Genomic DNA, 22801 nt, shown 5'->3' on the forward strand with positions numbered 1-22801 from the left:
AAAGCGAAGTAACTGTTAATACTTTTAAATCCGGCAAAGTTTAACTTCTGATTTTGGATCTGAATTTAAGTTTTGCCCCAGGAAGGTGCTGCTGCTTGTTGAGAAAGTGGAAAATAATCATCTTTATTACAGCTTTATTATTCATTTCAGCCTCTCCCTACGCTTATGAACTATCCCGCCAGGCTTCGGCGGTTGAAGAAGGAGGACTGACAGCAGACCTGAATCAGCTTCTCAATAATGATCCCATCCTCTCTGGAGCACTTGCGGGAGTAAGCATCAGGAATGCAGAGACCGGGGAACTGATGTATGACCATATCGGCGGGATCCGTCTTAGGCCGGCCTCTAATATGAAGCTGCTCACAGCCGCCGCTTCTCTTCAGGTTCTTGGCGAAGAATACCGGTTTACCACTGAGGTACTGACAGACGGACTCCACAAAAAGGGCAATCTTCATGGAAATCTATATTTGAAAGGCAAAGGCGATCCGACCCTATTAAAAAGCGATTTTGACAAGATGGCAGCCGGGTTAAAGCAAAAGGGCATTAAAACGATTCATGGCAGCCTGATTGCTGATGACAGCTGGTATGATGACATAAGGCTATCAAAAGATCTGCCCTGGAGCGATGAGTCCTACTATTACGGCGGCCAGGTATCAGCACTGACAGCGTCGCCAAATGAAGATTATGATGCAGGCACGGTCATTGTAGAGGTGAATCCGGGGAAATCTGCAGGAGAACAGCCGGCAGTCTCCCTGACCCCTGAAACAGGTTATGTAAAAATCATCAACGAGGCAGCGACCGTCCCGGCTGACGGCAAAAAGGACATCACCATAGAACGGGACCATGGCACGAACACGATCCGAATTACCGGGACAATACCTGAAAAGGCAAGCAGGTCAAGGGAATGGATTGCCGTGTGGGAGCCTGCCGGCTATGCGCTTGATCTGTTCAGTCAGTCATTGAAGGAACATGATATACGCGTAACCGGAAAAATGGAGCAAGGGAAAGCCCCTGAGAAAAGTTCTCTGCTTCTGGCACATCAATCCATTGCATTGAAGGACTTGCTGATTCCTTTTATGAAACTCAGCAACAACAGCCATGCAGAAGTTCTGGTCAAGGAAATGGGCAAAAAGGTGAAGAATGAAGGAAGCTGGGAAAAAGGCCTTGAAGTTGTCTCAGAACAGCTTGCGGGCTGGGGAGTCAATGAAGACACCCTGATCCTCCGAGATGGGTCGGGCATATCCCATGTCAGCCTTATTCCGCCTAATGAGCTGTCACAGCTGTTATACAGCGTCCAGTCTGAGAAGTGGTACCCCTCATTTGAGAAATCACTCCCATTGGCAGGAGCACAGGACAGATTAATTGGCGGCACACTCCGCAACAGAATGAAGAACTCGGCAGCAGAAGGAAAGATTAAAGCCAAGACAGGTTCCATATCAACTGTAAGCTCCCTTTCCGGATATGCAAGAACTCAAAGCGGTGAAAAGCTCGTTTTCAGCATTATCCTCAACAATCTGAAGGATGACAGCAAGGCAAAAATTATAGAAGATAAAATCGCAATCCTGCTGGCAGAACAGCCGTAACGCCAAGAAGCAGGCAGATTCCTTTCAATAGGAAGTCTGCCTGCTTCTTTTTTAATGGCTGTGTTAGTGTACCTTGTTGATTTTGGGCTCATTCGAGTGAAACCCTGTTTCACTCGCATTTCAGCACAGCTGAAATGCAGCCCAAAATCAACAACAATGTTTAACAAAGCTTTTTTAATTATAATAGATTATTTCGTACGCTCTGCATATTCCTCAACCATTTCAGCGGTCACAAGCTTCCTGGAAGGAACAATTCCCTGCCTGGCAAGCTGGTTGATTTCCTCTGTCACATTATTGATTTTTTCTGTAGAAAAAGCTTTTCCTGCTTTGGACAGAGATAATGCTTCTTCAATAAACGCTTCTCTTTTTGCATCAAGCTCAAGAAAACGTGTGATTCTTGTATTTAATTTCCTGGCATGTTCGGTTAAAGCATGGTGTACACTCATCGTTTCACTCCTCATTCAAAAGGCTAATATAATATTAACAACTAACCTACATTTCGTTAAGAAAAACTTTCTGTATTAAAGTCTCAGGAGAACTTTAAAGGATAGGGTGCCGGCCAATACATGATAATATAATATACAGGCTTCTTAAAAGGCGCCGATTAATATTCAAAGGGGGGATTTTCCATGGAAGCATTGGAAACTCTCTATCCTCTTGCAGTAGAACAAGCTAAAGCAAAAATATTAGAGGATATTCATTATTATTTATCAACGAAAAAATCCCTTCCCGAATTTGAAGCATATCTTCAGGACAGGAAGCAGTATTATGAACAGATATGGATTAATGTCTGGCTTAATATGACCAACAATAAAGTGGCGCGCAAATTAAAAAAGGATTATCTTCAGGAAAAGGGATTTTCAACAGAGGGAATCGACAAGAAGGTGATTAACAGCCTTTTCCGAACCGAAGTGAGGAACTATTCACCTTGGAATGCAGAGCAATGGCTGCATGCCCTTTATACCAATGATGCCGGTAAATGGGAACAGAAATATCGGGATGCAAGGGAAAGCTATCTGCTTCAGCAGCAGCATGAGGAGAATGCCGATCGTATTGCCAAGGCTTACACAGCGCTCGATAAGTCAGCCGGAAAAATCATGAGGAAACATACCCGGCTGTTTTATTTAAGGGCAAGATATGAGGCTGCCAGGCAGTTGAAGAATGACTTCAGCAGCGGCACCAAATACGGGCAGGTTGATACATTTGCCCTCGAGGAAAAGCTCAGGCCGGAGGGACATTTCAACCCGAAGCATTATACACTGGCTGCCGATTTCTTTGAAGAGCTTACAGGCGGCATCCATTCAACAAACCATTGGGGCAGGCAGTATTTTGAATACGAAACCTATTATTTTAAATATGAAAAGCTTTTGATGGAATGCATGAAGGATATCGTCCCTGAGACTGTAATCGAACTAATGGATCCTGCCATGCTTGAACAATATAGATCGCTCCATCCGGAAAATGACCCGGAAGCAGCCATCCATTCCATGACTGAATGGCCGTCAGAGGAACTCGCAAAAGAATTCCTGGAGGAAATTGAAAATGAATTCCTGGAAGACTTGCTCCGCCTCAGTTCTTTTCCTTGGGAACCAGCCGTTCATCTTGAAATATTCCGGGCTGATCTCGAGGACCGGGAGCGGAAAAAGGCAGAAGCGAAAGCAGAAGAGGAGCGGAGAAAGCAGGAGGAAGCCAGGATCCTCGATGAAATCTTTGGCCGGGAATACAGCCCTTCTGTGGACAGGAGCGTCAAATACGTCCTTCATATCGGCGATACGAATACAGGCAAGACCTTTCATGCACTTGAAAGCATGAAAAAGGCGGACAGCGGAATTTACCTGGCCCCTTTAAGGCTTTTGGCACTCGAGGTATACGATAAACTTAACGGGGAGAATATCCCCTGTACACTCAAGACCGGGGAGGAAGAAAAAGTGACTCCCGGGGCAAGCCATATTGCTTCCACTGTCGAAATGTTCAGTGAGAAGGAGCGCTTTGATATAATTGTCATTGATGAAGCACAGATGATCACTGACAAAGACAGGGGATTCTCTTGGTATAAGGCCATAACGAAGGCTAACGCAGGCGAAGTCCATATCATTGGAAGCAAAAGCTCCCAGTCAATCCTCCTTCAGCTTTTGGACGGGACTGATCTGGAGATCCATGAATACCATAGAGATACACCGCTCATCGTCGAACCTAACGAATTCAGGCTGAAGCACAGCAGAAAAGGCGATGCCCTGATCTGCTTTTCAAGGAAAAGAGTGCTGGAGACTGCTTCCCGGCTTCAGAATGATGGCCGCACTGTCAGCATGATATATGGCAGCATGCCGCCTGAAACAAGGAAAAAACAGGTGCAGCGCTTCATCGACGGCGAAACCAATATGATAGTGAGTACAGATGCAATCGGAATGGGCCTGAACCTTCCTATCCGCAGGGTCGTCTTTCTTGAAAATGAAAAATTCGACGGAGTCAGCAGGAGGCAGCTCACTTCCCAGGAGGTCAAACAGATTGCCGGAAGGGCCGGCAGGAAAGGCCTCTACAATACAGGCCGGGTCGCATTCATGGAAAACATCAAGGAAATGGGTTCCCTGCTGGAACAGGAAGATGATCCGGTCCATACATTTTCAATCGCGCCAACCAGCGGAGTATTTGACCGCTTCCAGAAATACTATCATGATCTGGGAACTTTCTTTGAACTTTGGGACAAATTCGAAAGTCCCCCTGGAACAGTGAAAGCGTCCCTTGCAGAAGAGAAGGAGCTTTATGAGCTCGTCCAGGGAACAGAAATGGAAGCCAGGCTCAGCCTCGGGGACCTGTATGGATTCCTGCACCTGCCTTTTTCAGCAAGGGAGCCGGAACTGGTCAGGCAATGGAGGATGTCGGTGATGGCATCGGTGCATAACGAAGAACTTCCTGAGCCTTCAATCCGCAAAAGGACACTTGAGGACCTTGAGCTTACGTATAAATCTGTCGGGCTCCATCTGCTGTTTCTTTACCGGCTCGACCAGAGGACAGAAGCTTTATACTGGGAAAGGGTCCGCGATGAACTGGGGACAATGGTCCACGAAAAGCTGAAAACAGATGTTCAGAACATGACCAAAAAATGCCGCAGATGCGGCAAGAAGCTTTCATGGGAGCATCCTTATCCCATTTGCGATGAATGCCATGAGGGCGGGTTCCGGACCAGGAGGAAACCTTCTTATTTTAGAAGATGATGAAAAGGGCAGGCAGCCCGGGGCTGCCTGCCTCTTTCATTGACATACTAAACTGTATCTTTTATTATTACAGTATAAGCAGGATCTATCCTGGTATGAACCAGCTGCTCAAATATACATTAAAAAACCCTATCTGCAGTTTGCGTTATCACACAGAATTAACGGGTAATGTTATAGTATACTGCCGAGAAAAACCGGCTCTGAATCTAAGATCATAAATGTAATGAACATAAAAAATAAATAATCTGATGAGGGCGGTGTTATGATATGAACAAACAAGACATTAAAATGGGCGGATGGATCACAGGGAAGTCGCGGAATGGGGAGCTTGTTCAGGGCTTCGTGGAAGCGGCATTGCCAGAGCGTGAATTCGTGACAGTTTTTGTTGTCGACAGCGACAACCCGGAAGTGATCGGCAGGAAGGTTTATATTGAAAAGAGAAAGGCAGAGACTATGAAAAACGATCTTCTTCCTTCTGCCGACGGTCTTCGCTCCCTTATCGACACAGCATTGCTTACGAGGGACAAGGAATGGTTCATGGAGCTCTCAAATGCACTGAACCGTATTGAACAGGCGAGCTTTGCAAAAACAGAACATGCAGCCGGCAGCGGTACATTTCCTTCGAACGAGGGCAGAATGAATAGGAAATATTAACTGTGTGATATAGAAATAAAAGAAAGAAGGCAGGAAGATGAAGCTCGGTATACTTGATCAATCTCCTGTTCCTGAAGGGAGAACGGCTCATGAGGCCCTTTTAGCCTCACTCGAGCTTGCACAGGAAGCGGAACGGCTCGGTTACAGCCGCTATTGGATTGCAGAGCACCATAATATGACAGGGCTTGCCTGCTCTGCCCCTGAAGTGATGCTTCCCTATATCGGCGCCCAGACTTCACAAATAAAAATTGGAAGCGGAGCCGTTCTTCTTCCTTATTACAAACCTTACAAAGTGGCGGAAACCTATAATATGCTTGCCACCCTTTTTCCCGGAAGAATTGATTTAGGGATCGGAAGGGCGCCAGGCGGATCTGCCGAAACGTCCATGGCTTTATCAGATAATTTCTTGAAGGGTGTCGCTGAAATGCCTGACAAGATTTCTGAGCTTTTGAACTTCCTGCACCAAAGCCATCCTGAAAATGAAATGTTTTCAAAAGTAGCACCGGCTCCGGTACCCCATTCGGCACCGCAGCCCTGGATATTGGGAACAAGCCGAAAAAGCGCGATGCAGGCTGCAGAGAAGGGAGTGGCTTATTGCTTCGGTCATTTTATGAGCGATCAGGAACCGGAAGAAATTGTTTCCCTTTATAAGGATTCTTTCATTCCTTCCAAAAACGAGTCTTACCCATACTGCATAGCCGCTGTCAATGCTATTTGTGCAGAAACAGAAGAACTGGCAGAGGAGCTGGCCTTAAAAAGCCATGCATGGAGGAATATGTTGAGCGGGGAAGAAGGGCTTCAGAAATCTCAAAGTTCCTTAAACAAAGGAGAAATTTTGCAGGACATGAAGAAAAAAATGATCATCGGAAATCCTGTTCAGGCTGCTGAACAGCTTAAAAGCCTGGCCAGCAGGATTGGGGCAGATGAAATTATGATCATCACTCTGACAACAGACTATGAAGACAGGCTGTTATCTTACAGATTAATCGCTGAACAGATGATATAAGAATCCGCTGTGAATAGCTGCAGCGGATTTTTCTTTTAGCTTTTAGAAGGGGGATATGAGATATGAAACTAAGCGTGCTGGATCAGGCTGTCATTCGAAAAGGAGATTCTCCGGGAGATGCACTTAAGCAAACCTCCCACTTGGCGCAAATTGCCGATAATCTGGGATACACCCGCTTTTGGACCGCTGAGCATCACAATTCCAATGGGATGGCAGGATCTTCACCAGATGTCCTGATCTCCCATATAGCAGCAGTCACCAAAAGGATACGGGTAGGCTCTGGAGGGGTCCTCCTACCTCAATACAGCCCGTATAAAGTTGCAGAGACCTTTAAAGTGATGGAAGCTCTGTATCCGGGCAGGATTGACCTCGGTGTCGGCAGATCACCTGGCGGCGGTGCAGACACAAGACTGGCTCTGACAGACGGCATCAGGAGGAGCATGAATGAATTTCCCGGGCAGCTGAGGGATCTCCAGGGCTTTTTAACCAACTCACTGCCAGATAACCATCCTTTTAAGGAGGTAAAAGCCTACCCCGATTTGCAGACTCTGCCGGAACTATGGCTATTGGGGATTACCGAAAGGGGGGCAAGAGCGGCAGCTGAAAACGGGATGCGCTTCACATATGGCCACTTCATCACTCCGGCAAACGGTGAAAAAGCATTCCAATACTATTACCGTCACTTCCAGCCCTCTGCCATGCTGAAAGAGCCTTCGGCAAATGTTTGTGTATTCGTTGTCTGCGCCAAGACCAGCGAAGAAGCCCAACACCTCGCATCCAGCCAGGACCACTGGCTCCTGGACATCGAAAAAGGAGCCGACACAAGAATCATCTCACCGGAAGAAGCCCAGCAAAGGACCTTAACAGCAGCACAAAAAGAAAAGATCCAGCACAACCGAAGCAGAATGGTCATAGGGAACCCTCAAGAAGTAAAAGAACAGCTGCAGCAAATTAGTGCCAAATACAATACAGATGAAATCATGGTTATCAATAATACCTATCATTTCAGAGACAGAGAGAGAAATCTTGAATTATTGTCCAAATTGTTTTTATAAAGCTCTTTGCTCAAAGATTGCTGCTTTTAATTATAAAAAGGAATATTTTACATTTCAGGGTATTGTTTTAGGATAGGCTTATTCAGTTAACGGGCATTTTAGTGATGTAATGGTTTTGAAGTTTTATCCTTATTCGAGTGATCAGAAAGCCTCAAAATAACCGGAGATTTTCCGGTTAGAAGGCTTAATATGGCACGGGTGGGTGTAAATACGCGGAGAATTTCCGGTAATGCGAAGCAAAATTACCCATTTTCCTGTTTTTTAAGGTTATAGAAGGAATTTCTCCTTCTATTTGAGCTATTTTTAGAGCTTTTTTAAAATTAGAGGAAGTTCCTCCGCTTATTTTTTCAACCTGTTGCTGATTCCTCTTTGAAAATTTTTCGCTGTCGCTGAACTTTTGAATCAAAGCCCTGCTAATCGGAATTAGAATGCTATGCACTATTAACTTCTTGGCTTAGTCCTTTTAAGTTAAAACTGCCAAGTAAATTTAAAAACCGCTGATGGTTGGAGTGGAAGACACGCAGACTCCTCATAAAATGCATGCGCATTTTCTTCGTGCGATGCAGATTCCAGGAAGAAGATTCAACGTCCTGCGGGATTGCAGCGGCAGAGCTGAGACCCCACAGCGCGCAAGCTCGAGGAGGCTCAGCGCCGCCCCGCGGAAAGCGAAGTGTCTGGAACGGAAACCATCAGCCCCCGTCAGAAGCACTAACTTTACGTTAAATATCGTCCTGTAAAACAAAAACCTGAACCAAAACCGGTCCAGGCTACCATCACTTCATCAGCTTCCTAATCAGCTTCAGCCCATTCTCTGCAGAAGGATAACGGAACGAAAAATCAAAAAGCGTAGTCTGCTTCAGCACACTCTTATAATGCGAAAACGCACCAAAGCTGCTCTTCCCGTGATAACTCCCAATCCCGCTCTCCCCGACACCTCCGAAAGGAAGATACGGCGTTGCGATATGCATCAAAGTATCATTAATGCACCCGCCTCCAAAAGAAACCGTACCATTCACCTTTTTTTCTATATCCTGGCTTCCCGTAAACAAATACAAAGCAAGCGGCTTCGGGCGAGACTGGATAAAGGAGATGGCCTCATCCAAAGCTGCATACCCGTATACCGGCAGAATCGGGCCGAATATTTCATCCTGCATAACAGGCGAATTAAAAGAAGGGGCATCCATCAGTGTCGGCTCCATTTTCCTAAGCTCACCATTCACCCTTCCCCCGTAAAGAATTGGTCCATCACTCAAATATTCTTCAAGCCTGCTGAAATGACTGCTATTGACGATCTTGGAATAATCCTCATTATCAAGAGGGTTATCATGATAAAATTCCTTGATGCACTTCTTCATCTCTTCCAGCAGCGGCTGTTTTACTTTTTCATGGACAAACAGATAATCCGGGGCAATGCACGTCTGTCCGGCATTTGTAAATTTGCCGAAAACAATCCGCTTCGCCGCCAGGCTGATATTTGCATCCTCATGGACAATGACAGGGCTTTTTCCGCCAAGCTCAAGTGTGACAGGAATCAGCCTTTTGCTTGCTGCCTCCATTACGATCTTGCCGACAGGGACGCTTCCTGTAAAGAATATATAATCAAAATGCTGCTCAAGAAGCTGCTGGCTGGTCTCCACACCGCCTTCAACAGCAGAAATATAATCTTCCGGATAGACTTCCTTAATTAGCCCTGACAGCACACGTGATACATTCGGAGTATGCTCCGATGGCTTGATGACAGCTGTATTCCCGGCAGCAATTGCCCCAATGAGCGGCGAAAGGGCGAGCTGGATCGGGTAATTCCATGGGGCAATGATGAGGGCCGCTCCGTATGGCTCAGGTATAATATAACCCTTGGAGCCGATATGGGTCATGGCTGTCTTCACTTTCTTTGCTTTCATCCACTTTTTCAGATGCTTCAATGCATAGCCGATTTCTTCATATAAAATCCCGATTTCTGTTGAATATGCTTCAAGTTCAGATTTTCCAAGATCTTCTTTTAACGCAGAGATCATCTGCTGTTCATTTTTTTTGATAGCATCCTTAAGCTCCTGCAGCCGGGCAAGCCTGAATGCTTCGGGCTTTGTTCCCTGGTTCACAAAAAAGTTCTTCTGGGCGGCCAGCAGCCTTTTTATTTCTTCTGCTGATGTCTCCGTTACGATGTTCTGCTGCAATACGATCACCTGCTTTCAGCTGGATTCTATGATTAAATTGAGCATACCTTTTCCCTCTTGAATAGGCAATGTGTAAGAACTATAAAAATAATTATTTTCGAATACCGAATTATTTGTTATCCTAGAAAAAAGGAATAAAAATTCACTTTTAAGGATGGTTATACAATGAAGCAGATAATTCAGAACAAAATAGAGAATCTTAAGCAGGAATTCATCAATATCAGTACCTACATAGGTGAAAATCCTGAACTCGGCCATGAGGAGTTCAAGTCTTCGGCGATTTTGATTGAAACATTGGAAAAGAACGGATTTGTTGTAGAAAAGGGTACATGCGGACTTCCGACTGCCTTTCGTGCTGTATATGACAGCGGCAAAGCGGGAGCAGCAATCGGGCTGATGGCTGAATATGATGCCCTTCCTGAGGTAGGACATGCATGCGGGCATAACCTCATCGGCACAATGGCAATTGCCGCAGGAATCGGTCTGAGCAAGGCTGTTGGAGAAACTGGCGGAAAAGTGATTGTGTACGGAACTCCCGCTGAAGAAACAAAGGGCGGGAAAGTGACGATGGCGGAGAACGGGATCTTCGATGAACTGGATGTTGCGATGATGGTCCATCCTTTATCCAAGTATTTGAAAAGCGGCAGATCACTTGCCATGGATGCGATTCAGTTTGAATTCTTCGGAAAAAGTGCCCATGCGGCAGCTAGTCCGGAAAAAGGAATCAATGCCCTTGACGCCGTGCTTCAGACTTTCAACAGCATCAATGCCCTCAGACAGCATATCACTTCTGATGCAAGAATCCATGGCATCATCCCTGAAGGAGGAAAAGCGGCCAATGTAGTTCCTGACTATGCGTCTGCCCAGTTCTATGTAAGAGCCTCAAGCCGCTCCTATGTGAATGAACTGGTTGAAAAAGTGAAAGCATGCGCACAAGGTGCAGCACTTCAGACCGGTGCAGAAATGAAAGCATCTTTCTATGAATTTTCGTATGACGATATGCAAACGAACCAGCAGTTATCAGATGCTTTCACTAAGGAGCTGATCGGGTTAGGCATCGATCCCGGCGAAATCCATGAAGACCGTGACGGCTCAGGATCTCTTGATATGGGAAATGTCAGCCAGGCTGTGCCTTCCATTCATCCTTATATCAAGATCTGCAATGAAGACTTTGCCTGCCATACCCATGAGTTCCGTGAAGCGGCCATGAGCAGCCAGGCACAGGAAGCGATGATTATAGGTGCAAAAGCTATGGCGCTGACCGGTTATGAGATCCTCTCAAGCAAAGAACTGCTTGAATCCATAAAAGAAGAATTCAAAAAGAAAAAACTCGTTAATGCATAATGATGTACGTAAAAAGCTTATCCAAGACGGATAGGCTTTTTTAGATTCAGCATCAGCAGGACACAATTAGGAAAAACCCGTTTTTTTGCCTTTTATAAAGGGTACTCTAGATAGTAATCAGCCTTACCAGCTTGGAATCACTCTCTCGGGAGCTCGCCATAGAAGCGTCCATGGCTGGTGATAAGGCCAACAGACTAACAGAGTTAAAGGGGATTTTGCACATGAAACTGACACCAGAGCAACGGATCGAGCTGCACGGCTTTAATAATCTGACTAAAACCTTAAGCTTTAATATGTATGATATCTGCTATACAAAAACAAAAGAAGAACGGGAAGCTTATATTGATTATATTGATGAACAGTATAGTGCTGAAAGGCTCACCAAAATTCTGACTAATGTGTCCGATATCATCGGGGCACATGTGCTGAATGTCGCCCAGCAGGACTATGTACCACAGGGAGCCAGTGTGACCATGCTCGTATCAGAAGGCCCTGTTGTCGAAGTGCCTGAGGAATCACTGGAGGAATCTCCTGGACCGCTCCCTGACAATGTGGTCCTGCAGCTTGATAAAAGTCATATTACAGTCCATACCTACCCTGAGTTCCATCCGACAGAAGGGATCAGCACCTTCAGGGCAGATATCGATGTTTCCACATGCGGGGAAATTTCCCCCCTGAAAGCCCTGAATTATTTGATCCACTCCTTTGAGACGGATGTAATGACGATTGATTATCGCGTCAGAGGGTTTACACGGGACATCAACGGTGAAAAGCTTTATATCGACCATGATATTAACTCTATACAGAACTATATACCAGATGAAGCAAAAGGCCTGTATGATATGATAGATGTGAATATCTATCAGGAAAAAATTTTCCACACAAAATGCAAACTGAAGGAATTCGACCTGAATAATTATCTGTTTGGCTTTACTAAGGAGAAACTGGATTCAGAAGAAGCGGCCGAAATCACCGACCGACTTAAAACAGAGATGGACGAAATCTTTTATGGCACCAACATATCCTCGCAAAATTAATTTCTAAACTTTTTATTAAGGTAGCATGAGACTGCAAAGGTCCTCTCATAATGGGGACATTTGCAGTCTTTTTTGTATGCACATATCCTTCACACTGTCTTTTTGCTAGAGGATTAGCATTGTCTGGTTGGTTTCTTCCAGCCTTTTTCTTGCTACTCTCTTTAAATTAAGTTTTACAACTTGCCCTTTCTGCGTATGTTAGATTAACGGAACATTCTGAACCATGCTGCTGGAGCCCTGGTGCAAAACAGCCCGGTTCTGCAAAGGATGCTTCTTTTTATTTTAGAGGGGGAGTAAAAATGGCAGACAATGTGAAGATCGGCTTGATACAAGCATCTCATGATGTGGACGGCAGCGAGCCAGTTGCTGTTCATAAGGAGAAGGCAATCGAAAAGCATATAAAGCTTGTTAGGGAAGCGGCAGAAAAGGGCGCCCAGATTGTATGCCTGCAGGAGATCTTTTATGGTCCTTATTTCTGTTCCGAGCAGAATACGAAATGGTATGACGCTGCAGAAGAAATCCCGGACGGCCCGACAACAAAGCTTTTCCAGGAGCTGGCAACGGAGCTTGGGATTGTCATTGTCCTTCCGATTTATGAACGGGAAGGGATAGCTACCTATTATAATACAGCTGCTGTCCTGGATGCCGACGGAACTTACCTGGGAAAGTACCGGAAGCAGCATATTCCGCATGTTGCCGCAGGAGGAAACGGCTGCGGGTTCTGGGAAAAATATTATTTTAAACCGGGGAACCTCGGCTATCCGGTATTTGATACTGCATATGCCAAAATCGGCGTGTATATCTGCTATGACAGGCATTTCCCGGAAGGGGCAAGGCTGCTGGGGCTGAATGGCGCAGAAATCGTCTTCAATCCATCGGCCACGGTCGCCGGCCTGTCCGAATATTTATGGAAACTCGAACAGCCTGCCCATGCAGTCGCCAACGGATATTATGTTGGCGCCATCAACCGCGTCGGCTATGAGGGTCCGTGGAATATGGGAGAATTTTATGGGCAGTCATACCTCGTGGATCCTAAAGGAAGCTTTGTTGCTTCTGCCAGCCGGGATAAGGATGAAGTCATCATAGGTGATATGAACAAGAAGCTGATCAGGGAGGTCAGGGACACCTGGCAGTTTTACCGCGACCGCAGGCCGGAAACATACAGTGAAATGACATCCCTTCTTCCGTAAGGGGCTTTTATGCGAAAAATAAGCTTTTCAATTGCCTGCCTGGCACAGGCAGGATAGGAGGGAACGCTGTGATCGATGCAAAACCAAAGCGAATCTCACACACCGACCTGGAACAGAACTTCAGGGAAGCGGAGCCTGCGCTGTCCAGCAGGGATGCTGTCCATGAAGCCAGCCGCTGTCTGTATTGCTATGATGCCCCTTGTATTAAAGCATGTCCGACCGGAATAGATATCCCTTCATTCATAAAAAAAATCAGCAGCGGAAATATGCTGGGATCCGCCAAAACCATCATGGATGCCAATCCTGTCGGCGCAAGCTGCTCAAGAGTCTGCCCAACAGAAGAGCTCTGTGAAGGGGCGTGTGTATTGAGTTCATCAAAAAGCCCAATTCTGATCGGCAAACTGCAGAGGCATGCGACTGACTGGGCCATAAAAAGCGGGAAGGACTTATTTTTCCCAGGCACCGCCAACGGCAAAAAAGCAGCGGTCATCGGAAGCGGACCTGCGGGATTATCGTCTGCCAGGGAGCTGGCCCGTTTCGGCTATGAGACGGTCATCTATGAAGCCGAGGAAGAAGCCGGAGGGCTGAACACTTACGGTATCGTTTCATTCCGTCTGCCGAAGGCTATTGCCCATTGGGAAGCAGAGCAGGTCAGGCGGATGAATGTAGACATCAGGACAAAAACGAAGATCGGCCGGGATGTTACAGCCGGGGAACTGCTGGACGGATATGACTTTGTGATCCTTGCTGCAGGCATGTCGAAAGTGCCGGACCTTGGAATTGAAGGTGAAAATCTGGAAGGTGTCTTTGATGCGATTGAATTTGTGAAGCAGACAAAAACCGGTGAACTGAGAAGAGATGTGGCAGGCAAGAAAGCAATCGTAATCGGCGCCGGCAACACAGCAATTGACGGGGCAACCTGTGCAGCAAGGCTCGGGGCGGGGAATGTGAAGATCCTTTACAGGAGAACACAGGAAGAAATGACTGCCTATGATTTTGAATATGAGTTTGCAAAGCAGGATGGAGTCGAGTTCCGATGGCTGACGGCACCCAAAAGGATTATCAGCAATGACCGCGGGGAAGCAGCAGGACTGGAGTGCATCCAGATGATGCTTGGCGAGCCGGATCCGGATGGACGGAGAAGGCCCGTACCCATTGAAGGATCTGAGCATCTGCTCCCGGCTGACATCATTATTAAAGCGATCGGCCAGCAAAGGCATGAAAGCCTGATCGATCAATTCGGCCTTGCCCACGATGGGGGAGTTGTAGAAATCAATCCTGAGACCTGCCAGACCTCGAATCCGAAAGTGTTTGCCTGCGGGGATATAGTCTTCGGCAAAGGAAAAGGGGAAGCCATGGTCGTCACCGCTGCCCAGCAGGGGAAACAAGCAGCCCATGCGATCCACAAGCTGATGATGAAGGAAGAAAGGAGAGAAGCAAATGGCTGATTTAAGCATAGAATTGGCAGGCATAAAGTCCCCAAATCCTTTCTGGCTTGCCTCTGCACCCCCTACCAATTCAGGCTATCAGGTTCAGCGTGCATTTGAGGCCGGATGGGGCGGAGCAGTTTGGAAAACGCTGGGTGAGCCCATTTTAAACGTTTCTTCCCGGTTTGCTGCTGTCAGCTTTAATGGACAGCGGGTCGCAGGCTTTAACAATATTGAGCTGATTACAGACAGGCCGCTTGAAGTCAATCTGAAGGAAATCTATGAAACGAAAAAGAAGTTCCCCAATAACACGATCATTGCCTCACTGATGGTAGAGCCGAAACAGGAGAAATGGCATGAAATTGTCAAACGGGTCGAAGAGATTGGGGTAGATGGACTTGAGCTTAACTTCGGCTGCCCGCACGGGATGGCGGAGAGGGGAATGGGATCTGCATCCGGACAGGTGCCGGAGCTGGTCGAAAAACAGACTTATTGGGCAAAGGAAGCGGCCCGGACACCAGTCATCGTGAAGCTTACCCCCAATATAACCGATATTACAGCAACAGCAGAAGCAGCGGTAAAAGGCGGAGCAGATGCGGTCAGTATGATCAACACGATCAACAGCCTTGCCGGGGTGGACCTTGATACCTGGAATACCATTCCGCATGTAGGAGGCAAGGGAGCACATGGAGGCTATTGCGGCCCGGCAGTCAAACCGATCGCCCTGAACATGGTCGCTGAGTGCGCCAGGAATCCAGCAATATCTGTCCCGATTTCAGGCATGGGCGGGATATCGAACTGGCAGAATGCGGTTGAATTCATGCTGATGGGCGCTTCCGGTGTACAGATTTGTACAGCTGCTATGCACCACGGGTTCCGCATCATTGAAGATTTAATGGATGGTTTGAATAATTATCTGGATGAGAGAGGCATCCGGTCAGTCAGGGACATTATCGGAAAATCTGTACCAAGGTATTCGGACTGGGGCAATCTGGACCTTAACTATAATATTGCCGCGAGGATCGACCCTGATATCTGCATCAATTGCAATAAATGCCATATCGCCTGTGAGGACACATCGCATCAATGCATCGATATGCTGGTTGATGAAAACGGAAAAGAATATTTGAAAGTCCGCGAAGAAGACTGTGTCGGCTGCAACCTCTGTTCTATTGTCTGCCCTGAGGAAGGGGCCATATCAATGGTAGAGCTTCCGCACACACAGCCGCCGATGACCTGGAATGAACGGCAGGCCGCGATAGCCGGGGCACAGGCATGTGAATTGGGTCTATCTAAACGGTAAAGGAGTGTAAAGGAGTGCTGAATATGAAGAAAATAATAAAGAACGGCACTATAGTGACAGCTTCTGATACTTTTCAGGCTGATATTTTAATAGAAGAAGGAAAAATCGCCCTGATTGGCAGGGATCTGCAAGATACCGTGGCCGAAATCATCAATGCTGCAGGCCTTTACGTTTTTCCGGGCGGCATAGACCCGCACACCCACCTGGATATGCCATTCGGCGGGACTGTGACAAAGGACGATTTTGAGTCAGGCACGATAGCCGCAGCCTTTGGCGGCACGACGACCATCATAGACTTTTGCCTGACATCTAAAGGAAGGCCTCTCCAGGAAAGCATTGATGAATGGCACCAAAAATCAAGAGACAAGGCTGCCATCGATTACAGCTTCCACCTTATGATCGGGGAAATCAATGATAAAGTACTGGCGGAGCTTCCGAAAGTGATAGATTCTGAGGGAATTACTTCTTTCAAAGTCTTCATGGCTTATAAAAATGTCTTCCAGGCTGATGATGAAACGCTTTTCAAGACGCTGATCGCTGCAAGGGACCTTGGGGCTCTTGTCATGGTGCATGCAGAAAACGGGGATGTCATTGATTATCTTACGAAAAAGGCATTGGAAGAAGGACATACAGAACCCATCTACCATGCGCTGACAAGACCTCCTGAGCTGGAAGGGGAAGCAACGGGGCGTGCGGCTGAGCTGACCGGCCTGGCAGGCTCCCAGCTGTATGTGGTACACGTATCCTGCGCTGAAGCAGCAGAAAAAATTGCCGCTGCCCGCTCCAGGGGCATTGATGTCTGGGGTGAAACCTGCCCGCAGTATCTTGTACTTGACCAGACCAGCCTCGAAAAGCCGGATTTTGAAGGCGCCAAATACGTGTGGTCCCCGCCGCTCCGCGAAAAATGGAATCAGGACATTTTATGGAATGCCCTCAAAAGCGGACAGCTCCAGACGATCGGCTCTGACCAATGCTCTTTTGACTTTAAGGGGCAAAAGGAACTCGGCAGGGAGGATTTCACCAAAATTCCGAACGGAGGCCCGACCATTGAAGACCGGTTCTCGATCCTCTTTTCAGAAGGTGCGGCAAAGGGAAGGATCACCCTCAACCAATTTGTCGACATCACTTCGACCCGGGCTGCGAAGCTATTTGGCCTCTACCCGCAGAAAGGGACGATTGCTGTAGGCTCTGATGCCGATATGGTCCTTTTTGACCCTGAAAAGGAACGAACCATTTCTGCCGGCACCCACCATTTGGCTGTTGATTACAGCGCATTCGAAGGATTATCTGTCAAAGGAGAGCCTGTCACTGTGCTCGTAAGGGGAGAGTATGTGATCAAAGACGGCCAGTTCACTGGAAAAGCGGGCAGCGGGCAATATTTAAAAAGAGCAAAATATTTTAAGCACAAAACCTATAATAACGTGATTACTGCTTATTAAATTATGTGGGTTGGCTGTGGACGGAGATGAATTTTCCCGGCTTTGTTTCAGTGAACAGGATGATGGCATGCACTAACCCGGCTTTTCGGTTTCAATCAGCTTCTCGGCATGACAAAAATTAACCGGACAGGATGTGTACGTATGAAAAAAAGCCATCTGAAATCCCCTGACCTTTATCCGATCCAGCAAAAGGACAGGAATATCACCTCGCTCGGCTATTCATTCATGTGGGTGGGCATGGTGGTCGTACTCGCCACCTTTGCCATCGGAGGCTCCGGGGTCATGAGCCTCCCATTGCCGCTGGTCATCATTGCAACGGTGATCGGCTGCCTAGGAATCGGCTTGTTCATCAGTTTGATTGCAGACATCGGGATAGAGCACGGCCTTTCCTTCCCGGTCTATATGCGCGCCCCTTTCGGCACAGTCGGTACTCATATCCCCTCCATCACGAGGGGCGTCACCGCCTCTATGTGGTTTGGGATCAATACCTACTTCGGCGCCACTGCCATGAATGGCATCATGGATATTTTATTCGGTTTCGATAACTGGTTTATCTGTTTTCTTATTTTCGCAGCTGCACAGCTCATTAATACCTGCCTTGGGATAAAAGCGATAGAGCGTTTTGCTGACATGGCAGCTCCGGTCATTATCCTGATTTCCGTCTGGATGTATCTATCTTTATCTGATACGGCTGAAGAGGCAGGACGGAATATTTGGACATGGGCAGAAAATCCGGCAGCGGGAACCGATGCATTCACTGCTTTCCTTGTTGTGATTTTCAGCAATATGGGCTTTTGGGCGACCTTGAGCGCTGATATCCCTTCCATTTCCCGGTTCATCAAGGCGCCCGTGAATGAAAAAAATTGGTTCAAGCGCAATAAAGGGGCGCTGATCGGCAATCTGGTCGCCATGCCGCTGACACAGACCTTTATGATCATCATAGGAGGGATCGCTTATATTGCCGTCCTGAATTACGATCCTGTCATCGCCCTTCAGGAATCGGCGGGAGGACTGGTCCTGTGCGTCCTGCTTCTGATGATCATCCTGGCGCAATGGTCCACCAACACGGCGGCCAATGTCGTTCCGGCGGCAACGATCTTTTCTAATGTTGGCGGGCCGAAGTTTCCTTTCTGGGCTGGCGTCATTACAGCAGGCATTGTCGGGACAGTCGTCCAGCCATGGAATCTCTTTGGCGTCATCATCCCTGTGCTCCTGTTTGTAGGCGGCATCCTGTCTGCGATTGTCGGAATCCTTTTTGCTGATTATTATTTGCTGAGAAAAAGGCGCGTCAATGTCCCTGAATTATACGAGGACCATGGGCAGTTCAGGTATTTGGGAGGAATCAACCTTGCAGGATTCATCAGCTGGGTCATTGGTGCCGCAGTGGCGTACTGGCTTCCCAACTATTCATTCCTTGCCGGGTTCCTGGCAGGAGCAGGCTCTTATTACCTTCTTGCCCGGTACTGGTGGTTCCGCAAATATCAGCAGGCAGAAATCAATGATCCGGATGACAGCAAATATCTCGGTATCAGTGTGGGGCGCGACTGGATTTTGGAGGATGATCAGGAAAAAGCCGCTGATTCCGAGAAATCTTGACTATTTTCAGGAGGTCAGAGTATGTCAGACTACCAGTTCTTTTTGCATGAAAGAGACAAAATCGATTTTTATATCGAAAAAGGATTCAGAATCCTTCAGGTGAAAGAAGGCTTGGATGGAGCGGCCATCTTGTTTGCCAATCCGGCCAGCGGGATCCAGGAAACGATCCATGTCGGGACAGCAGAGGCACGAAAATATTTCAGCGGGCTTCTGCTCAAGCAGAAAGAGCATGCTGCAGAACAAAAATAGCTGTGATAGAGCGAAGGATTGCGCATTTTATTATTGGCCGCTGATCCTTCGCCTTTCATGTGCAGCTTTCTATCGATGTTTTATAAAAATCTGAAGTGGATATTTTTCATATGAAGGAGATGGAGCATATGGCGATCAGGCATGAAACAAAGGTACTGAGAAATTTTATTGATGGAAATTGGATAGAAGCTTCCTCTCCAGATACATTTGAAGTCATCAACCCTGCCAATGATGAAGTGCTCGCAAGGGTGCCTGCCTCCAGTGCAGAAGATGTCAGCCTTGCTGTCCATGCAGCAGGAAGGGCGTTTGTTTCGTGGAGGAAGGTGCCTGTCCCAAAGAGGGCGAGGCTCCTTTTCAAATATCATAATCTGCTGTCACAGCATCATGAACAGCTTGCTGAGCTGATTGTAAAAGAGAACGGAAAATCCTTCAAAGAAGCATTCGGCGAGGTCCAAAGAGGCATCGAGTGTGTGGAATTTGCCGCAGGTGCCCCGACCTTAATGATGGGTGAGTCGCTTTCAGGGATCGCTGAGGATATTGATTCAGAGATGTTCCGTTACCCGCTTGGCGTGGTTGGGGGGATCACTCCTTTTAACTTCCCGATGATGGTCCCTTTGTGGATGTTCCCTCTTGCTGTTGCCTGCGGGAATACTTTTGTGCTGAAGCCGTCTGAAAGGACGCCGATCCTGGCAGCGCGCCTTGCTGAACTGTTTGCCGAAGCGGGCGCCCCTCCTGGAGTCCTGAACATTGTACACGGCGCACATGGTGTTGTGAATGCACTGCTTGAACATAAAGAGGTTGCCGCCATCTCATTTGTCGGTTCTCAGCGGGTTGCAAAATATGTGTATGAACGGGCCGCTTCTGAAGGAAAGCGGGTACAGGCGCTCTCGGGTGCTAAAAATCACCATATCGTCATGCCTGATGCCGATGCCGAGAAGGCGGCCCAGCATATCATCAGTTCCTCATTCGGCAGTGCCGGCCAGAGGTGCATGGCATGCAGTGCCGTTGTCGTGGTGGGAGATAACGGCAGCTTCATTAAAGAGCTTAAGAAAAAAGCCGATGAGCTCAAGGTCGGCAGCGGTATGGAAGAAGATGCCCTCCTGACGCCCGTCATCCGGAAGGAGCATCTTGAAAAAGTCCTCGGACTCATTGAAAAAGGAGAAGAAGAAGGGGCTGAGCTGATACGGGACGGCCGCACGGAGATGGAGCGGCACCCAGCCGGGAACTTCCTTGGTGCAACGATCTTCGATAGAGTGACATGCGATATGACGATCGCAAAGGAAGAGCTATTTGCACCTGTACTGAGCCTGCTAAGGGCAGGCAGTCTTGATGAAGCGCTGGACTTCATCAGAAGGTCAAGATACGGGAATGGAGCAACCATTTATACAAACGATGCCAGGAGCATCAGGCAATTCCGTGAAGAGGCGGATGCCGGCATGCTCGGCATCAATGTAGGCGTTCCGGCTACAATGGCATTCTTCCCTTTTTCAGGCTGGAAGGATTCCTTCTATGGGGACCTTCATGTCAATGGCAAAGATGGCTTGAATTTTTATACGAAAAAGAAAATGGTCACATCCCGGTTTGAACTTTGAAATAACTTGGCAGCAATGAGGAGGAGATAGGATGGCACAGTCAGTGAACGGAAATAAAACATTGCTTGAACAGGATGATCAATATGTATGGCATTCAATGAAGCCTTACAGCCCGCAGTCGGCAATCGTCGCGGAAAAGGCTGAGGGTTCGTGGATAACTGCAAGTGACGGGAAACGCTATTTGGATGCGATGGCGGGCCTGTGGTGCGTTAATGCTGGTTATGGCAGGAAGGAGCTTGCCGAGGCTGCATATGAACAGCTGAAGGAGATGCCTTATTTTCCGCTGACCCAAAGCCATGCTCCAGCCATCAGGCTTGCTGAGAAGCTGAATAGTCTGCTTGGCGGAGACTATGTTATTTTCTTTTCCAACAGCGGCTCGGAAGCAAATGAAACCGCCTTTAAAATCGCCAGGCAATACCATCAGCAGCGAGGGGAAGCAGGGCGCTATAAAATTGTATCCCGCTACCGCTCCTATCATGGCAATACCATGGGATCGCTCGCCGCGACAGGGCAGGCGCAAAGAAAATACAAATATGAACCTCTCTCCCCGGGATTCATACATGTACAGCCGCCAGACTCTTACAGAGATGAAGTCCACAATGGCAGCCCAACTGACCTGCCTGCAGTCAAAGCGCTTGACCAGGCAATGACTTGGGAACTGAGCGAGACGATTGCTGCCATGATTATGGAACCGATCATCACCGGAGGCGGAATCATCACTCCGCAGGAAGGCTATATGAAGGCTGCCAAAGAGGTGTGCGAAAAGCACGGAGCCCTGCTGATCTCTGACGAGGTGATCTGCGGCTTCGGCCGGACAGGGAAGCCTTTTGGCTTTATGCATGACGGTATAAGGCCTGACATCATCACAATGGCAAAAGGCATCACGAGCGCCTATCTCCCGCTGTCAGCCACTGCTGTGAAGAAAGAGATCTATGAAGCGTTCAAGGGAAGCGGGGAATACGACTATTTCCGGCATATCAATACATTCGGCGGCAATCCGGCTGCCTGCGCACTGGCGCTTAAAAACCTCGAAATTCTTGAAAAGGAAAACCTCTATAAACGTTCGGCCGATCTTGGCGCAAAGTTGAAAGAAAATCTTGCCTCCCGCCTGGCGGATCATCCTTTTGTTGGCGATGTCAGAGGGAAAGGGCTATTGATCGGAATTGAGCTAGTAGGCAGCAAAGAAACGAAAGAGCCTCTCGAGGCAGCCCTTGTCAATAAAGTCATAGCCGCCTGCCGGGAGAAAGGTGTGCTGATTGGGAAAAATGGAGCTACCGTGGCAGGCTTCAATAACGTCCTTGCACTGTCGCCGCCTCTCAACATAGAAGAAGAAGATGCCGGCCTGGTTATCGAGACCCTTAAGGCTGCATTGGAAAGTATATTGTGAACGGCTTCATCCCGGTTTTTTCTGGCATAAGGAAAAATGGTTCAGAATATGATGTGGAATAGAACCTATTCAGAAAAGGGAGTTTGATATATGGCCAGCTGCAGCCATCAGGCAGAAGTAAATATACCGATTGAATCTTTGTGGGAGTTCGTCAGCAATATTGACCGCTGGGCCCCGCTTGTGCCGGGATATATCGACCATACGATCATCAATGATCGGGAATCGACTTGGAGCTTTTATACAGATGTGGGCATCATGAAGAAGAAGATACAGCTGAAGGTGGAAATCGTAACCTGGCAGGAGCCTGAAAAAGTTACATTCAATCTTGAGGGGATCAACGAAAAAATTTCAGGTGAAGGCTATTTCTGGGCAAAAAAAGAAAACCGGACCAATATAATGACCGGCTGCCTGACCATTAGGGCCGAGGGCCTTATGGCAAAGATGGCCAACAGCATATTGAGTTCATCACTGCCTTCCATCACGGTGGAGCTTACTGAGGCTGTTGCCCGGAAAGCTGAAGAAAATTATAACAGAAGAATCAAGACTCCATTATAAA

General features: G+C 47.6%; 18 protein-coding genes. 16 read left to right on the forward strand and 2 right to left on the reverse strand.

Annotated features, from left to right (window positions below; all coding sequences use genetic code 11):
- Nucleotides 1-95: 95 nt before the first annotated feature.
- Entirely contained in the window at nt 96-1580 is a 1485-nt protein-coding gene (gene dacB / locus FZD51_RS13350; protein ID WP_187445746.1) for a D-alanyl-D-alanine carboxypeptidase/D-alanyl-D-alanine endopeptidase, read from the forward strand.
- A gap of 188 nt (nt 1581-1768) precedes the next feature.
- On the opposite strand, the gene FZD51_RS13355 is transcribed toward dacB, so the two are convergent.
- Nucleotides 1769-2026, reverse strand: a complete 258-nt coding sequence (locus FZD51_RS13355) for a YpbS family protein (protein WP_148975224.1) — start codon at nt 2024-2026, stop codon at nt 1769-1771.
- A 183-nt stretch (nt 2027-2209) separates the two neighbouring features.
- Between FZD51_RS13355 and FZD51_RS13360 the strand changes: the two genes are divergently transcribed.
- The 4 genes from FZD51_RS13360 (at nt 2210) to FZD51_RS13375 (ending at nt 7507) form a co-directional block, all read left to right on the forward strand.
- Nucleotides 2210-4792, forward strand: a complete 2583-nt coding sequence (locus FZD51_RS13360; RefSeq protein ID WP_148975225.1) for a helicase-related protein — start codon at nt 2210-2212, stop codon at nt 4790-4792.
- Nucleotides 4793-5059: 267 nt separating this feature from the next.
- Nucleotides 5060-5446, forward strand: a complete 387-nt coding sequence (locus tag FZD51_RS13365; RefSeq protein WP_148975226.1) for an IDEAL domain-containing protein — start codon at nt 5060-5062, stop codon at nt 5444-5446.
- A gap of 37 nt (nt 5447-5483) precedes the next feature.
- Nucleotides 5484-6452 (forward strand): LLM class flavin-dependent oxidoreductase, encoded by a 969-nt coding sequence (locus FZD51_RS13370; protein ID WP_148975227.1) that lies wholly within the window; start codon nt 5484-5486, stop codon nt 6450-6452.
- A 62-nt stretch (nt 6453-6514) separates the two neighbouring features.
- Nucleotides 6515-7507: an LLM class flavin-dependent oxidoreductase gene (locus FZD51_RS13375; RefSeq protein WP_148975228.1), complete on the forward strand. Its 993-nt coding sequence runs from the start codon at nt 6515-6517 to the stop codon at nt 7505-7507.
- Nucleotides 7508-8280: 773 nt separating this feature from the next.
- Here FZD51_RS13375 and FZD51_RS13385 read toward each other — a convergent pair.
- Nucleotides 8281-9690 carry an aldehyde dehydrogenase gene (locus FZD51_RS13385; protein WP_148975230.1) on the reverse strand — a complete coding sequence of 470 codons (1410 nt, stop codon included), beginning with the start codon at nt 9688-9690 and terminating at the stop codon, nt 8281-8283.
- 156 nt (nt 9691-9846) lie between these two features.
- Between FZD51_RS13385 and FZD51_RS13390 the strand changes: the two genes are divergently transcribed.
- The 11 genes from FZD51_RS13390 to FZD51_RS13440 all read left to right on the forward strand — a co-directional run bounded on the left by FZD51_RS13390 (nt 9847) and on the right by FZD51_RS13440 (nt 22800).
- Complete coding sequence (locus FZD51_RS13390; protein ID WP_148975231.1) at nt 9847-11025, forward strand: M20 family metallopeptidase; 1179 nt, start codon at nt 9847-9849, stop codon at nt 11023-11025.
- A gap of 221 nt (nt 11026-11246) precedes the next feature.
- Nucleotides 11247-12062 carry an adenosylmethionine decarboxylase gene (speD, locus tag FZD51_RS13395; RefSeq protein WP_148975232.1) on the forward strand — a complete coding sequence of 272 codons (816 nt, stop codon included), beginning with the start codon at nt 11247-11249 and terminating at the stop codon, nt 12060-12062.
- A gap of 299 nt (nt 12063-12361) precedes the next feature.
- A complete protein-coding gene (locus FZD51_RS13400; protein ID WP_148975233.1) occupies nt 12362-13252 on the forward strand; it encodes a nitrilase-related carbon-nitrogen hydrolase in 891 nt (296 codons plus the stop codon).
- A 68-nt stretch (nt 13253-13320) separates the two neighbouring features.
- Nucleotides 13321-14700 (forward strand): NAD(P)-dependent oxidoreductase, encoded by a 1380-nt coding sequence (locus tag FZD51_RS13405; protein ID WP_148975234.1) that lies wholly within the window; start codon nt 13321-13323, stop codon nt 14698-14700.
- Complete coding sequence (preA, locus tag FZD51_RS13410) at nt 14693-15982, forward strand: NAD-dependent dihydropyrimidine dehydrogenase subunit PreA (RefSeq protein WP_148975235.1); 1290 nt, start codon at nt 14693-14695, stop codon at nt 15980-15982. Before FZD51_RS13405 ends, preA begins: the two co-directional genes overlap by 8 nt.
- 23 nt (nt 15983-16005) lie before the next feature.
- Entirely contained in the window at nt 16006-17421 is a 1416-nt protein-coding gene (gene hydA, locus FZD51_RS13415; RefSeq protein WP_148975236.1) for a dihydropyrimidinase, read from the forward strand.
- 141 nt (nt 17422-17562) lie between these two features.
- Nucleotides 17563-19017, forward strand: a complete 1455-nt coding sequence (locus tag FZD51_RS13420) for an NCS1 family transporter (protein WP_148975237.1) — start codon at nt 17563-17565, stop codon at nt 19015-19017.
- A 21-nt stretch (nt 19018-19038) separates the two neighbouring features.
- Complete coding sequence (locus FZD51_RS13425) at nt 19039-19266, forward strand: hypothetical protein (protein ID WP_148975238.1); 228 nt, start codon at nt 19039-19041, stop codon at nt 19264-19266.
- 128 nt (nt 19267-19394) lie between these two features.
- Entirely contained in the window at nt 19395-20858 is a 1464-nt protein-coding gene (locus tag FZD51_RS13430; RefSeq protein ID WP_148975239.1) for a CoA-acylating methylmalonate-semialdehyde dehydrogenase, read from the forward strand.
- Between the two features lie 31 nt (nt 20859-20889).
- Nucleotides 20890-22245, forward strand: a complete 1356-nt coding sequence (locus FZD51_RS13435; protein ID WP_148975240.1) for an aspartate aminotransferase family protein — start codon at nt 20890-20892, stop codon at nt 22243-22245.
- A gap of 90 nt (nt 22246-22335) precedes the next feature.
- Nucleotides 22336-22800: an SRPBCC family protein gene (locus FZD51_RS13440; RefSeq protein WP_148975241.1), complete on the forward strand. Its 465-nt coding sequence runs from the start codon at nt 22336-22338 to the stop codon at nt 22798-22800.
- Nucleotide 22801: the final 1 nt, after the last annotated feature.

It is taken from the genome of Bacillus infantis, from assembly GCF_008180445.1.
Classification (GTDB): domain Bacteria; phylum Bacillota; class Bacilli; order Bacillales; family Cytobacillaceae; genus Bacillus_AB; species Bacillus_AB infantis_B.